Here is a 14,523-nt window from a genome sequence, read left to right as displayed (position 1 = left end):
ATTATTTAAGTATTGTTAGTTTTTTTGTGGCGGTATATCCGCTACTTGTTAACAACCTATAAAAGTAAATACCTGAACTTAATGCTCCTCCTTTCAATTTTAAGGTATAATACCCCGTTTGTTTTTTTTCATTCACCAATTCAATAATTTTTCTTCCTGTTATATCATATAGCGTAATATTAACTAACGTTTCTTCTGATACTCTATAATCAATATTAGTTTCGGGGTTGAATGGATTTGGATAGTTTTGTAAAAGATGAAATTCAGAAGGAGTTCCTATTTCAATTTCAATTATATCTGAATATTCAAATGTTCCGTCAAAGTCTATTTGCTTAAGACGATATCGATATCTACTGTTGGTCAAATTTTTGTCAATGAAAGAATAAAACTGCTGTTCGGTTGTGGTTCCTTTTCCTTCAACAAAACCAATCTTTTCCCAATCCGATTTCTTACTTCTGACTTCTGATTTCTGAATCTCAAATCCTTGATTATTTATTTCACTCGCTGTCTGCCAGTTTAGAATTATCTCATTATTTTTCGCCTCTCCACGAAATGATATTAATTCAACGGGGACGTAAGTTGAATCATAATATTTCAACATCAATCCCAATTCTCCCACAGAATAACCTGATCCGGAATTCGATAAATTTAGTCCCGTTATTCTGATACCATCTAGTTCTGTAAACTCATCCCAGCTTTCTCCTCCATTTAACGAACGATAAGTTTTATACCCTATTATGAAGATAGTACTGTCTTCGTAAGTACTTAGTTCAGCAATGCTAAACCCTGTGAGGTTTTGGTTTTGAACCCAAGTAATTCCCCCGTCTGTTGTTTCATAAAGTTTATTACTCTCAAGTAAGAATCCGTTTAAATAATCTATAAAAAATACATCTCGAGACTCCCAAATATCTAAATCTGTTTGCTGAATCCAGTTGCTGCCCCCATCCGTTGTTTTATATGGTCTTCCACCTAAATTTGCTGTCCAACCGTATAAAGAGTCAACAAAATAAATTCCATAAAAACCAATAGAAATACTCGCGTTCAATTGAGCACACCAGTTTTCACCAGCATCAGTGGTTTCAATATTCCACCCCGGTCGGAAACTGCCCACCCGATCGTTGTGTTTATAAAGAAAATTTTATTTATAATACCTAACGTATCAGTAAGTCCACTTAGGTTTGTAATATACCAACTATTTCCAGAATCTGTTGTTTTCCATATTCTGAATGGAGTTCCGGCAATAAATCCCTTGAGATTATCCAGAAATAATAAATCAACACCGTCCGGCGCTCCAGCTATTCTTTCCCAATTTATCCCGCCATCTTCCGTTTTGTATAAGCCGCTTGAATTAGACAAACCATAACTGCTTATTGCAAATCCCTTCTGTTCATTCAGAAAAAATACATCCGAGAAATTATCGTTTATTATTAACCGCTTCCAGTAATCATACCCGTTTTCAGTTTTAAATATCTTTAAGTTTGTTCCTGCAGAGTAACCAATCATTTCAGGCAGTAGTGCGAGTTCGTATTCACCTACTCCTTCTATCCCAGGAATAAACTGCCAGTTTTGTCCTTTGTTTGTTGTCTTGTATATCCCTATTTCACTCATCACAATGTAACCGGTATCAGTATCTATATATTTTATGCAGTTTATTTCGTGAGTGGTTGTTTGCCCGCCGTTTATCCACGTATATCCGCCATCACTGCTGTATATGTTTTTAGCGGGATAGCCGGTACCTCCATAGCCTCCTGCTGCAATATGCAGACTATCTATTATATCAATCGTAAATAATGGCTGGCTATCTCCCGCCTGTATTATTTCCCAATTTTCTCCGCCGTCAGTCGTTCTTAGTACTTTTCCGTTTGCGGCTATAAAACCATAACTCTCATTTAAGAAATCTATCCACCAGTAATCAGAAGTGTAGCCCGGGGTAAATATTCTCTGCCAACTTATTCCTCCATCGGTTGTTTTAACAAGTGAGTTTGCATTACCGCAAGCCCAGCCAAGTGTATCGTTCAACATTTGTAGGCCCCACAAGTCTCCTGTTACATTACTCGTTACCTGTTCAAAAGTCTCTCCTCCATATGTAGAGCGAAGTATTAGTCCATCAAATCCGCTGGCTACTACAATCTGTCCATTATAGCTTCGTACTTTCAGTATTGGTGTTGCTGTGTTTGTTTGGCTTACTGTCCAACTACTGCCTCCATCGGTTGTTTTTATCAAAGTTCCTAAATCACCAACTGCCCAACCTGTATCAGCATTAACGAAGTGAATACCGAGATAATCTACTCTTGGTACTTTTGGGTTTAGCTCGGTCCACATGCCTGTGCCTGAAAGTGGAAAGTGACTTCGCTTTTCCTCCGCCATATCTTTGCCCGCGTAAAACTGTTCGTAGCTCTGATAGCCTTCCTTCAACTCTATGCCCCGGCGGATTTGTACTGGTTTAGTTTTATTTGTGTCGGTTTGCTGTGTATAGTCTGAGGTGGGGGCGGCAGCTTGGGTGGCAATTAACAATGAAGAATTAAAATTAACAATGAAAGCAGAATTGGGAGAAATATTTTTAGTATCATTTTGTACCTCGTAGTAAGTTCTGGTTTTTACTTTGAGTAAATTAAAAAGAATTTTCATCTGTTGCACGAATAAAAAACAAGCGCAATGGTATGCTGATCTTTATGATCTGTTATGATTTTTTATGATTGTTGAATTGATGAATTGTTAAATTACTAAATTGCTAAATTGCCTGTCACTATGTGATTGAATTGCTGAGTTCAATTTTTCATTATTCATTTTTAATTGTTCATTATAAAATCCAGCCCCACCACATTTGCCGCCGGGATGCCTCGTGCGGTGATGTAGTAGTTTTTTATTGCTGTAGACATAGTATCGGACAGTAGTATCATAATTATATTTTGCAGAAACTATTTTTGAGGGTGAGGTAAAGATTGTTAATTTTGTTTAACATTTCAATAAAGTAAATGAAAGTTACAAGCAGGTTTAATTCCAATATATCTTATTTTCTTATCATTGCAGTTGTGGTAAGTTTTTTATTATCGCTTGCACTGCTGCAGTTATTTGCGGGGGTGTTATGCCTGTTGTGGATTTTTGAAAAATGGAATGAAAAGAAGAATGCTTTCGATATTTTTTCTAAAGTATTTTTGATTTATTTAGTTGTCAGGCTTGCGGCATTAGTCTTTTCAGAGTTTCCGGAAGTGAGTGTGCAGATTCTTTACAAAGAAATTTTATTCTTTTTATGTTTTTTCTCATTTAGTTTTTATCTCAAAGCGCTCGATGTTGAAAAGATAAAAACTATCGTTTATTATTTTTCATTTGCGTCTGCTGTAATTGCACTGATTGGAATTGTACGGTTTAATCTCAGCATTGTTGAAAGAGCGGAATCTTTTTCTTCCGGTTATTCTACTTTCTCGTCTTATCTTTTAACCGGGCTTGGCTGCATGCTTGCGCTTGCAGAAAATGTTAAAAAGATAAAATACTTTCAATTGTTAAGAATATTTGCTGCTGCTATTATTCTCGTTGGAATCGTCACTTCGCTGGGGAGGACAAACGCTGTAATTGCGGCTGCAATGCTTATAGCTTCTTTACTTCTGAAAAGAATGAAACTGCTGCAATTCATTTATATTATTCTTATCGCTGCTGCACTATCATACTTATCATTTCAGAATAATTCGATTCAGATTAATCAAAGGATTGAAGCGCCGACGCAATTATCAGACCGCGACATAATTTATAAAGGAGCAGGCGAGATATTGTTCACCCACCCTCTGCTTGGATATGGACCGAAAACATTTTCGGAAATTTTTCCTCACAGAGAGAGTTTGCGGATAAAGGAATTGGAAGCTGGCACAATGATTTGCTCGAAGTTTATTTTGAAAGCGGTTTACTTGGATTAGCCGCTTACCTGCTTTTAATTTTCTTCGTATTCTTTTATCAAATAAGATTTCTGAGAAGGGAAAAGATAGGGGGGATGCAAGAACAATTATTTATGCTGTTATGTTTGCAACGGCAGGATTGTTTTTTGTCTGCTTTGGCGGCGGGATTTATAAACTCGCCGGTGTTGTCGCTAGTGTTTGCTTTATTGGTGGGTGTTCAGTCGGCGGTGCTAAAGACAACTTAGAATCTTATGTTACGCATAAATTGAATTTTCAAGAATTCTCCTTAGTGAAACATGGTGACTTAGTACCTTTGTGCCTTAATTTCTTACTTATTCTTCTGCCACAAAGTCACGCAGGCACTAAGAAATCACAAAGTCCGTAACATCAGTTAGGATGTAATTATTTTTTCGTGTATTGTTATTTGAACTCATCCCCTGAGGCTGTCTCATAAGTATTTTTTTACTGTCACACTGGAGTGGTGGCATTGCCACCATCGAAGTGTGAATTCATTATAGTATTGCCGTCAGTCTTCGACAAGCTCAGACTGACAAAAATATATTTTTGAGACAGCATCCTAATTTCATATTTCCTACGATGTCATTTACTTGCCGCTAAGGTTTGAAAACACAAAGGATAGCACTAAGGGAGTGGCATTCTCTATTAATGCTTTTACAAGAAATTAAAAATAGTAGCGTGCACCGAGCCCGGCATTAATATCAAAACTTGTTGCAGGTATTAAAGTAAAAACGGGAACAACTTCAAAGAAAAAATCCAAAGGAGTATTTCTTGGAACCCATGTAATTCCAAGCGCACCCCTTATACCCAGAACTGAATCGTCATCTTCGCGGGTTTTAATTCTTACTCCCGGTCCATAGTACAAATAAAATTTTTCCGATGTGTTTGTTAGTGATGAATGAAAAAGATAGTCAGCGTGAAGGTGCAGCCTGCTGTTCTTTGGTGAGAAAGAATATCCAAGCCCAAAGTCAAAAGCGTTTGTTGAACTAGTCCAGTATTTTGCACTAAGCCCGGTAGGTTCACCAATAATAATGCCTAATCCAAATCCTTTTTCCTGCGAATAGATTGAGGAACTGATTACTAAAACTAAAATTGATAATACTAAAAGATGTAATTTCATTTTGAATCCTTTTGATGAAAATATTTTATACAAAGATAAATATTTAGAGCGTATTCAAAAATCCACTAATTTTGAAATTGTGAATTAAGGATACATTTATTCTAATTAGTATAAGAACGGAAGAGTTAATGACAGAAAAAAATAACAGCGGCGTTTACAAATTACTTAATGATCTTTCATCAAAATTTAATCCGCACTTTACTGAAGCGGCAGTAATACTTGCAGCGGGACATGGTAAAAGAATTAAATCTCATCGTTCGAAAATGCTGCATAAAATATGGGAGGTGCCGACAGTTGAACGGGTGTTTAATGCCTGCAGGCAGGGGATAAAAAATATTAATGCAGTGATTGTTGTTGGGATTAAAGCCGAAGATGTAATGCAAGTAATTGGTAAACGAAATTCAACTTTATTTGCATACCAGGAAGAACAAAACGGAACCAGGATGCTGTCCAGGTTGCCTTAAATAGAATAGAAGATTTTCCTGATGATGGAATTGTTTACATCCTCCCCGGCGACATGGGATTGATTGATGCTAAGACAATGGCGGAGTTTAGAGAAAAATTTATTGAGTCTAAAGCTGATATGATGGTGATGACAGGAAAATATACTGGCGATCCAATGAGTAATTATTATGGAAGGATTATCAGAGCGAAAGAAAAAGATGTAAATGGTAAATCTTCCGGAAATCATTTGGGAAATGTGATTGAAATAAAAGAGTACAAAGATATTCTTGCATTAAGGGAGGAAGAATCATATTTATTAAAATATAATTCACAGAATTTTTCATTCACTAAAAATGAACTGCTTGAAATAGATGAGTTTAATTCCGGTGTTTATGCTTTTCGTTATAAATATTTAAAGGAATTGATCGGCAAACTTGAAAGCAACAATGTTCAGAATGAAATTTACATAACTGATCTTATTTCTCTTTTCAATCAAAATAATTTAACAGTAACAGCAAGCAGTCCATCAAATAATTATGCGGTGATGGGATTCAATAATAAATCTGTATTAAAAGAAATGGAAGAAATCCGCAACAAACAGGTTTATGAAATGTTGAAAGACATTATTGAAATTGATGACCCGGATGATTTTTTTATTCACGAAGAAGTTGTTAATGATATTCTTGAGCTGGATAAAAAAGGCGAGCCGCTTGATATTGTAATCGGCAAGGGTGTTTATATCGGGAGGGGAGTAAAACTTAATTATAATGTTGAGTTCAAAAAAGATGTATATGTACATGGCAATGTAGTTTTTGGAAAGAATGTTAAAGTATATCACAATGTGTATTTGTCTTGTTTTAAGGATCAGAGATTTATTATTGGTGATAATGTTCAGATTTTGTGGGGAGATATAATTAAGGGAAATATTGTGATTGGCGAAGGCTCGCGAATTGAATCGAGCGTTAATATGACAGGGAGTGATGAGTTCCCTATTCGAATAGGGAAAAATGTTTTGATCAAAGGAACAAGCTATGTTTTTGGCTCAGTAATAGAGGACGATGTTCAGATAGAACACAGCGTTATTATTAAAAAGAAAATCAAAAAGGTAATGAACAAAAGCGGAGCTGTAATTCCGCTGCGTTATTTTATCCCTGTGGCTGAAGGGCTTGAAGCGATAGAAAATATTTAAGTCCCGGACAAAATGGATGTCCGTGCGTTTTTACTTTTAGCGTAAGGGAGGGTCACCCTTCGACAAGCTCACCCTTCGACAAGCTCACCCTTCGACAAGCTCACCCTTCGACAAGCTCAGGATGACAGGTGATTATTTAATGACCTTTCCCCCAGAGTTTTTCACCGGCGGTAATTTTTGTTCGGATCACATTTTCCTTCGGCGGCAATGGACACGTAGCAAAAGGTGTGAAGATGCAAGGGGGTTGTAAGCTTTGTTGAAATCAACAATCACTTTTCCTGTTGAGTCGGGTGGATCAGCATAAACAAATCTGCCTGCGCCGTAAGTTTCTTCACCGTTTGTTTCATCTGCAAAGATTATAAATAATTTGCCGTCTTCATCAACAGGGAGAATGGAATAATCTTTTCCATCAATTTTGAAATGAAGTTTTCCTTTGCAAGTCATTTCATCGGGAGTTCCGATAATTGTAGGAATGGAAATAATTTTTGGTTTTTCAAATGGAACAAACGAAGCGGAGATTTTCCATTTGTCATTAACAGGAAATCTTTCGATACCGGTGAAATTTTTTACCAAATCCGATTCGAGATCGCGCAGCCTAATTCCAAATCTATCGCCGCGTTTGACAGCGTACCACTTTAACGAGCCAAGTTTTAGTATGGTGGGGTTATCGGAAAGATCGTCTTTTAGTTGAAGCTCTGTAACGGGCTTATCATTGGCAGTTACGTTTAAACCTTCGGTAACTTTTATAGAGACAATACTATCTTTTAAAATAAGCGTGCCGATAAAATCAGGGGATTTATCTTTGGGGAAAATCAAATCATTTGATGAAGCAGAGCCGAATTTATTTTCACCCTCCTTCAGCCAGAATAGTCCGGCGAGATTCAGCCAGCTATTTTCGCCTTTTAATCTTTCAATTCTTTTTGAGTGCCATTGTTCAATTTCGGCAAGATATTTCGGATCGCCTTTTTGTACGGGTTCATCGTTTGTACAGTTGTAGGCAATAAACAAGATGGGCACGATTAAATAGAGAAATAATAATTGAGTAAATGAATTGCGAAAACTTCTGTTCATATTGATTTCAATTAATTTTGAATTATTTGTTTACAAGCTAATGCTTCCTGCAAAGAACTTCAACATTAAAAATAATTGTCTTTATGAATAACAAGAAGTAATTTTGACAAAACTAAGAAAGGATAATTATGAAAGCCCTATCGTTTTTGTTCATTGCCGCAGCTTTAATTGCCGGGGCATACTTTTTAATTTTTTCAAATGAAGAAAAAATTGTCGTGAATGGAAATCTAAACACGGCAACTTATAACAGTTTTGATATTAATGCACCGCAAGTAACAGAAGGATTTTCAGATTCGTTCGTAGATAACGGCTGAAAATATTTCGGACGAAGAAGTTACGGGAATAATAATCACATATAAAATACAGGGGAAAGAAGTTGAAGCGCAAATAGAAAATATTCCCGCAAAAGCAAAAGTCAATTTCAAAACGAACACAATTAAGACTACAGGAAGTAACCCCCCTTTTAGTATGCTATCGGTTACTTATGCCGAATAGAATATTAAAATTCATCACTCAATGAATAAGGCATTGACTCTTCATCCTGTCCTAATTTTTTGTTTGGTTCCGGTCCCATAATAAAAATGAACTCACCGCCATTGATTATATCTTCATGCCGGAGGAATAGTTTATCATACTTTTCTCCATTTAATAGCATTGACTGAATATAAATATTTTTATCGTTCAGATTTTCAGATTTAATTTTGAAAATATTTCCATTTTCTAAATTGATAACTGCTTCAGTTAAGACAGGACTGCCGATAACATATTCATTTGTGCCGGGGCAAACAGGATAAAAACCCATTGCACTGAAAAACATACCACGCTGACATTTGTCCGCAATCATCATTACCGCAAAGCCCATCGTTGGTATTTCTATAAAATCTTTTCACAATCTGATGAACTCTTTCCTGAGTTTTCCAGGGAGCGCCGGCATAATTATACAAATAAGCAACATGATGACTCGGCTCATTGCCGTGAACATAATTGCCCATAATTCCTGCAGCGCTTATGTCCTCGGAATGCTGAAAATGTGATTCATCTAAACCGAAGGTGAATAATGAATCAAGATGCCCGATAAAATTATTGTTACCGCCGTAAAACCGGATTAGCTTTTTTACATCGTGGGGAATGTATAAAGAATAATTCCACGAGTTACCTTCTATAAACCCCTGCCCTTCGGTGCTCAGCGGATCGAATGGAGAGAACCAGGATCCGTCGGAATTTTTCGGACGAATAAATTTAATGTTAGGATCAAAAATATTTTCAAAAGACTTTGCACGAATTTTAAATTCGGCAGCCAAAGAATTCTTGCCAAGACTTTCAGCCATTTTAAAAATTGTCCAATCGTCGTAAGCATACTCTAAAGTTTTCGATGCAGAATTTGAATTTAAGTCGAATGGGACATAGCCGTATTTTAAGTATTCACCGATACCATCATACTTATTGTAAGTCGCACTGAGATTGCACGCATCAAGAGCATTATTGACATCAAAATTTCTAATGCCTTTCATAAATGCGTCAACAATAACCGGAACGGCGTGATAACCGATCATGCACCAGTTTTCGTTTGCGTGATGCGACCACACGGGAAGAATTTTATGAACACTTTGCTGTTGATGCTGAAGCATTGAATTAATTATATCATTAGTTCGCTGCTGTTGAATAATTGTAAATAGAGGATGAAGTGCCCGATAAGTATCCCACAAAGAAAAAGTTGAATAGTTAGAGAAGTTATTTGCTTTGTGGATATTCTGATCAATGCCGCGATAGGTACTATCAACATCCATATATAAAGTTGGACTTAAGAATGAATGATAAAGAGCCGTATAAAAAATAGTTTTTTGATTGTCATCAGATGTGATTTCAATTTTACTTAATTCTTTTTCCCACTTATTTTCGGCTTCAAGTTTTGTTTTATTAAAACTCCAATGAGGTATTTCGGTAAGCAAATTATTCAATGCGCCATCCGTACTAACTCCTGAGACAGCAAATTTTATTTGAAGGGGTTCATCTTTATTCATATCAAAATTAAAATAAGCTCTAACTTTTGCCCCCGCCATTTCAGGAAAGTTTTCCTGCTCATTCCACTTGCGGTAAAAGCCATTGTAAATTATTTTCTCATCATTTTTATAGCCGTAGTTTTTAATTGGCTTTGAAAAAATCATAGCAAAGTAAATATACTTTGTACGTGCCCATCCCCGTGTTTGACGGAAGCCTGTTACCAGAGTATCATTTTCAACACGAATACCCGACCATATTACCTTTCCATCGTAATTATAAATTCCGGAAAGCATATCAAGAATAATATTTGCAGATGAAGAATCTGAAAAAGTATATTTATGAAAACCGACTCGTTCGCTTGCCGTTAATTCAGCTTTAATTTTATAATCATCAAGAAAAACAGAATAATAACCCGGTGTACTTATTTCAGTCTGATGATTGAACCGGCTTCGATAACCGGAATCTGGATTGTCTTTTGTTCCGGGGTTTAATTTCAATTCGCCGGTGGTCGGCATAATAAGAAAATCACCAAGATCAGAATGCCCGGTTCCGGAAAAATGTGTGTGACTAAATCCAACAATCGTTTTATCTTTGAATTGATAGCCGGAACAATATCGGTAAACATCTTTGTTGTACCCCTGCCCAAGTGAATAAGGTATTGTATCGGTTTCAGGACTAAGCTGCACCATACCAAACGGCACTGTTGCGCCCGGATATGTATGCCCCATATCATCAGTCCCGATCATGGGATTTACAAAATCAATAAATTTTTGCTGCGGAAAGGCGATGTTCGATAACAGAAATAAATACAGAATCAGAATTAATTTTTTCATTTATTGACCAGATGAATTAAAATAAATTATTTTCAGTCTAAAAGTCGAAACTATAATGAACATTAAAAAATAAAATTAGGCAGGTTGGATTTATAATGATATGATGCTAATATATTATTTCTCGGGTTCCTTTTTAAGCAGAAAATAAAAAACTAAAGGAGCTATTGTTATCCACAGCAAAAACAAACTCCAAACTCTTCCTTCTGCAAGATTATAATCGTGAAAAAGTTTTTGCCAGGAATTGGCCATAACGTAATGCCCAAATCCAAACTCAAAAAGTATAGTTAATCCTAACCAGATTAGCCCAATAAGAATAGCGTGTTTTACAGATTCAATTTTCCATTTTTTGAAGATGAAATAAAAAATTATTCCAAAGAAAAGAATTCCTGTTACTGTTGAAATTTGATGAGCAGCTAAATCGCCCAGTGGCTTTTTATAAATAAGCTCGCGTAAAGCTGCATTAAATATTGCGAGAAAAGGAAAAGCGAACCACCAAAGAATGTGTTTGTAAAGATTTTTCATATTCATTTAGGAGGCTGTTATTAAACAACCCCCTCAAATAAATTAGTATTACAATTTGATAAACTCAACTCTTCTGTTAAGAGCTTTGTTTATAGCAGAATCATTTTTAGCAACAGGTTCACCCTCACCCTTACCATCGGTTTCAATTCTTGATGCATCAATTCCAAACTCTTTTACCAAAACATTTTTTACAGCAGCAGATCTGCGTTTTGATAAATCTAAATTTGATTTATCATCACCATCAGAATCAGTGTGCCCGACAATTTTAATGTTAACATTGGGGTTGTCTGTAAGAACTTTTGCTATTTCTTTTATGGTTCCATAAGATTCTGATTTTACAACATCTTTATTTACATCAAAGTAAATTCCATAACTAACCAGTTTGCCTTCGGTAAGAAGCTTGTTTCGAATATCGGGTGCGGCATCAGTAATTCTTAAATTAGAAATGTACGATCCGGAAGAAGCGCCACGGCTTAATCTGAAACAAAGTCGGCTTAGTTTAACGCCATCGTAAATATTGGTAGGCATATCAATAACTTTGGCTCCCTCATGATAAACTCTAAGTCTTCTTCCCTGAACCCAAACTATAACATGATTCACTTTTTCAGCGACAACCGGTTTAACAGCAGATTTGCCGATTATCATATCCTTTTCACCTTTTTTGTACCCCCACGTATTCCAGTTCTCTCTTTCAATTGAAAGCATAACACCGCCTAGCCCGGGATGAGGATCATTGTCCATTTCCTTATACTTATCTTCACCGTAAAGCAAAAGCCCGGCAGCAATTCTTCCACCAGTTTTTTTCGGAACTATATCAAACTCAATTATAAAGTTCTTTGGGAATTCTATATTCTTTAAAAGAAAATAATTTCCGTCAGTACTGTTTAGATTAAACCAGTTTCCCGGAGCAATATTTATAGTATTTATTTCTCCCGGCGCATTTGTCGTCCACAATGCAGGAAAATCTCCAACTGCATCCTGACTGAAATCATCAAATAGTATTACTCTGTCTCCGGGTACAAAATCATATTGAGTTGAGCTTGAGAACTTTGGATCTTCTTGTGGTTCTTTGTTGTCAGTAGTTTTTACGTTATCAATTTTCTGTTCATTTTGATTTTGCTGATCGGTTTTAGAATTATCAACCTCCTGTGTTTGTTCTTCATCAGTATTTTCAATTCCTTTTTCAACCTCATCGTATCCTTTTTCTACCCCTTCATCTATTTTCGTATCAACTCTTTTCTCGCCTTCGCTTTTAATTTTTTCTTCTGTCTTTTTTTTAAGTTTATCTAAAAATTGGGCTTGAGTAGTTTGTGTAAATCCGATAGCAAGTATTAAGAAAAAAACAAAATATAGTTTTTTCATCTTGGACCCCTTTTAAATTATTAAAATATTGTGGTTAGATTTTAAGTTTATAACTCCTATTATTTCTTAAGCAACTTTTATGTACTTAGAGGCAAGCGTTCCGCAAATCGGACAGTTTTTTTCAGGCTTGCCAAATTCAATATGCCCGCAAACAGGACAAAGATAAAATTCTGTTACATCTAAATCTTTGCCTTGTTCTGCTGCGACAAGTGCAAGTTTGTAAAGTTGGGCATGAACATCTTCGGCACCAACGGCATATTTAAACATTCGCTTTGCTTTGTGATTTTCTTTTTCGGCTTGCTCAAGCATTGGCGGATACATAGTTGTGTATTCGTAAGTTTCGCCGTCAATTGCTGCTTTAATATTTTCAACTGTTGAACCGATTCCATCTAAAGCAGTGAAATGTCCTTCGGCATGGATCCTTTCTGCCTCTGCGGCTGTGTTAAAAAGTTTTGCGATGTTTGGGTAGCCATCGCGCTCAGCTTTTTTAGCAAAGGCGCGATATTTTTGGTTAGCCTGGCTTTCACCTGCGAAAGCTTCGTTGAGGTTTTCTTTTGTGGCGGGCATTCTGTCTCTCCTGATTTTAATGCTTCCAAATACTCCGGAAAAATATTTCGGACGATTAACAGTTCAAACGTAATGATTTTTTTCTAATAATTGAAAAAAATGCTTTGTTCCACTGCTGTCAAAATAATTTTAATATCAGTAAAATAAATTAAAATCGAATTGTATTGAGAAGGATTTTTATATAACTAAAATCAATCCCTATTACCCATAGGTCAAGTTGATTATACAGAAGAGCAAACCGTTAAAACGGTTGGCAGTTAAATATTTTTTAAGTTCTCAACGGGATTTGGCTTGCCATCCCCTTGGGAAATCCCGTTGAGAATGTAAATCGAAGAATGATTAACCGTTTCAACGGTTTCATAGTTCAATTAGTAAACCATGGCATTTAGAATTAGGCAAAAACATTCAATATTTTTTCAAAAAAATTATTTTGGACAGATGTGCTTTGTTCAAAACAGCTAATCAATCAAAGTAAGGTCGTTTATAAGTTTGTGCAGCGGGAAACTCTTCAATGAAAATATTTTTAATTTGAAGAACAGTATTTAGAATGAATTTAGTCTCCGATTGAAATTCGGGTTTTTGTTGATAAAGAAATTGTAAAGCTGTCATGCAATTTTCAATTCCAATAAAAGCAATTCGTGCACTTACATTGAATATATCTTTATCTATCTCTGCAATTTCAGGATCTTTTGATTTTAAAAATTTATGTTTGTTCCAATAAGACATTCTTATTTTTACATGTATTTGGGGGGTGTACCAGCCGAGTATATCTAAATTTTGCTGCAAAGGACTTTGGGGATTTTTTTCTTCAAGCTCATCGGGAAATTTTAATTTTAAACGATCATAATAATTATAAAAGTCTTTAAACAAATTTTCCGATAGTAAGATTAAAGGATTATCAGCACTCTTCAAAAATGTTGAGGGTCGCGCATCATCAGCAATTTCTTCTTTAAGAAAGTTTCTCTCAAAGTCATCGTCATTCTCATCATCAAAATCAAAATCATCTTTTCCAAACTCTTCATATTCCTCATCTTCTTCATCCATAAATTTATTTACCTGTTCGGATGCTTCCTGAAAATCATCTGCAGCATCTTTCACCCACACGTCGGGGTTATCTTCATCTTTTAAAATGTGTTTTATTTCCCTTTCGGCTTCCTGTTTAAAAAGCAGACAGCGATTTGTGTACTTACACTTTTCACACCAGCGATCGCAGTAATTATAGATGCCGGAAATATTTTCGTGCATAAAATTAAGTTCGTTCATTTAGCTCACTCCATCTTATTTAGATTCAAATGCGCCGCAGTTAAATTCTTCTTCGTTTCTTTGATCGTATCTGGTGAGATTACAAAGGATATTTTCTTCTGCATCATCAACATCATTGAATTTGCAAAGCAGGCATAGCCCCGGTTTGGGAATTAAATCCGGATTTATCGGGTTGCCCTCTTCATCGAAAATTGCACCATCCTCAAAAATGTCATCATCCATTTTGATTATCCTTTATGAAAAAAA

11 protein-coding genes and 3 pseudogenes are annotated in these 14,523 nt (G+C 35.8%); 4 read left to right on the top strand and 10 right to left on the bottom strand.

Going from position 1 to position 14,523, the window contains the following annotated elements; translation table 11 throughout:
- Nucleotide 1: 1 nt before the first annotated feature.
- Complete coding sequence (locus IPH11_08805; GenBank protein ID MBK6913753.1) at nucleotides 2-1,045, bottom strand: T9SS type A sorting domain-containing protein; 1,044 nt, start codon at nucleotides 1,043-1,045, stop codon at nucleotides 2-4.
- Nucleotides 1,042-2,628 carry a hypothetical protein gene (locus IPH11_08800; GenBank protein MBK6913752.1) on the bottom strand — a complete coding sequence of 529 codons (1,587 nt, stop codon included), beginning with the start codon at nucleotides 2,626-2,628 and terminating at the stop codon, nucleotides 1,042-1,044. The genes IPH11_08805 and IPH11_08800 overlap by 4 nt, the downstream gene beginning before the upstream one ends.
- 347 nt (nucleotides 2,629-2,975) lie before the next feature.
- Here IPH11_08800 and IPH11_08795 point away from each other — a divergent pair, with 347 nt between their 5' ends.
- Together IPH11_08795 and IPH11_08790 are read left to right on the top strand one after the other, a co-directional pair.
- On the top strand, nucleotides 2,976-3,908 hold the full coding sequence (locus IPH11_08795; GenBank protein MBK6913751.1) for a hypothetical protein: 933 nt from the start codon (nucleotides 2,976-2,978) through the stop codon (nucleotides 3,906-3,908).
- 100 nt (nucleotides 3,909-4,008) lie between these two features.
- Entirely contained in the window at nucleotides 4,009-4,272 is a 264-nt protein-coding gene (locus IPH11_08790; protein MBK6913750.1) for a hypothetical protein, read from the top strand.
- 297 nt (nucleotides 4,273-4,569) lie between these two features.
- Here the strand turns inward: IPH11_08790 and IPH11_08785 are convergent, their stop codons facing one another.
- Nucleotides 4,570-5,025 carry an outer membrane beta-barrel protein gene (locus IPH11_08785; protein MBK6913749.1) on the bottom strand — a complete coding sequence of 152 codons (456 nt, stop codon included), beginning with the start codon at nucleotides 5,023-5,025 and terminating at the stop codon, nucleotides 4,570-4,572.
- A gap of 128 nt (nucleotides 5,026-5,153) precedes the next feature.
- Here IPH11_08785 and IPH11_08780 point away from each other — a divergent pair.
- Nucleotides 5,154-6,658 (top strand): annotated as a pseudogene (locus tag IPH11_08780) (NTP transferase domain-containing protein).
- A 136-nt stretch (nucleotides 6,659-6,794) separates the two neighbouring features.
- On the opposite strand, the pseudogene IPH11_08775 reads toward IPH11_08780, so the two are convergent.
- A pseudogene (locus IPH11_08775) lies at nucleotides 6,795-7,729 on the bottom strand (DUF1684 domain-containing protein).
- A 128-nt stretch (nucleotides 7,730-7,857) separates the two neighbouring features.
- Between IPH11_08775 and IPH11_08770 the strand changes: the two are divergent.
- A complete protein-coding gene (locus IPH11_08770; protein MBK6913748.1) occupies nucleotides 7,858-8,043 on the top strand; it encodes a hypothetical protein in 186 nt (61 codons plus the stop codon).
- A gap of 185 nt (nucleotides 8,044-8,228) precedes the next feature.
- On the opposite strand, the pseudogene IPH11_08765 reads toward IPH11_08770, so the two are convergent.
- From IPH11_08765 to IPH11_08740, 6 genes and pseudogenes are all read right to left on the bottom strand, one after another.
- A pseudogene (locus tag IPH11_08765) lies at nucleotides 8,229-10,563 on the bottom strand (GH92 family glycosyl hydrolase).
- 114 nt (nucleotides 10,564-10,677) lie between these two features.
- Nucleotides 10,678-11,085, bottom strand: a complete 408-nt coding sequence (locus IPH11_08760; GenBank protein MBK6913747.1) for a hypothetical protein — start codon at nucleotides 11,083-11,085, stop codon at nucleotides 10,678-10,680.
- Between the two features lie 48 nt (nucleotides 11,086-11,133).
- The gene (locus IPH11_08755; protein MBK6913746.1) at nucleotides 11,134-12,447 is read right to left on the bottom strand and encodes an OmpA family protein; all 1,314 of its coding nucleotides are present in this window, start codon (nucleotides 12,445-12,447) and stop codon (nucleotides 11,134-11,136) included.
- A gap of 66 nt (nucleotides 12,448-12,513) precedes the next feature.
- Nucleotides 12,514-13,014 carry a rubrerythrin family protein gene (locus IPH11_08750; protein MBK6913745.1) on the bottom strand — a complete coding sequence of 167 codons (501 nt, stop codon included), beginning with the start codon at nucleotides 13,012-13,014 and terminating at the stop codon, nucleotides 12,514-12,516.
- Between the two features lie 462 nt (nucleotides 13,015-13,476).
- Nucleotides 13,477-14,277, bottom strand: a complete 801-nt coding sequence (locus IPH11_08745) for a hypothetical protein (protein ID MBK6913744.1) — start codon at nucleotides 14,275-14,277, stop codon at nucleotides 13,477-13,479.
- Nucleotides 14,278-14,292: 15 nt separating this feature from the next.
- The gene (locus tag IPH11_08740; GenBank protein ID MBK6913743.1) at nucleotides 14,293-14,499 is read right to left on the bottom strand and encodes a hypothetical protein; all 207 of its coding nucleotides are present in this window, start codon (nucleotides 14,497-14,499) and stop codon (nucleotides 14,293-14,295) included.
- Nucleotides 14,500-14,523: the final 24 nt, after the last annotated feature.

The organism is Ignavibacteriales bacterium, from assembly GCA_016709155.1.
Classification (GTDB): domain Bacteria; phylum Bacteroidota; class Ignavibacteria; order Ignavibacteriales; family Ignavibacteriaceae; genus JADJEI01.
The sequence above is the reverse complement of the archived record's forward strand: the minus strand, read 5'-3'. Positions and strand labels throughout refer to the sequence as shown.

Coding starts and splice junctions, on each gene's coding strand:
- IPH11_08745 (MBK6913744.1), bottom strand. CDS start 14,277: ATGAACGAACTTAATTTTATGCACGAAAATATTTCCGGCATCTATAAT.
- IPH11_08790 (MBK6913750.1), top strand. CDS start 4,009: ATGTTTGCAACGGCAGGATTGTTTTTTGTCTGCTTTGGCGGCGGGATT.
- IPH11_08740 (MBK6913743.1), bottom strand. CDS start 14,499: ATGGATGATGACATTTTTGAGGATGGTGCAATTTTCGATGAAGAGGGC.
- IPH11_08760 (MBK6913747.1), bottom strand. CDS start 11,085: ATGAAAAATCTTTACAAACACATTCTTTGGTGGTTCGCTTTTCCTTTT.
- IPH11_08750 (MBK6913745.1), bottom strand. CDS start 13,014: ATGCCCGCCACAAAAGAAAACCTCAACGAAGCTTTCGCAGGTGAAAGC.
- IPH11_08785 (MBK6913749.1), bottom strand. CDS start 5,025: ATGAAATTACATCTTTTAGTATTATCAATTTTAGTTTTAGTAATCAGT.
- IPH11_08795 (MBK6913751.1), top strand. CDS start 2,976: ATGAAAGTTACAAGCAGGTTTAATTCCAATATATCTTATTTTCTTATC.
- IPH11_08770 (MBK6913748.1), top strand. CDS start 7,858: ATGAAAGCCCTATCGTTTTTGTTCATTGCCGCAGCTTTAATTGCCGGG.
- IPH11_08755 (MBK6913746.1), bottom strand. CDS start 12,447: ATGAAAAAACTATATTTTGTTTTTTTCTTAATACTTGCTATCGGATTT.
- IPH11_08800 (MBK6913752.1), bottom strand. CDS start 2,628: ATGAAAATTCTTTTTAATTTACTCAAAGTAAAAACCAGAACTTACTAC.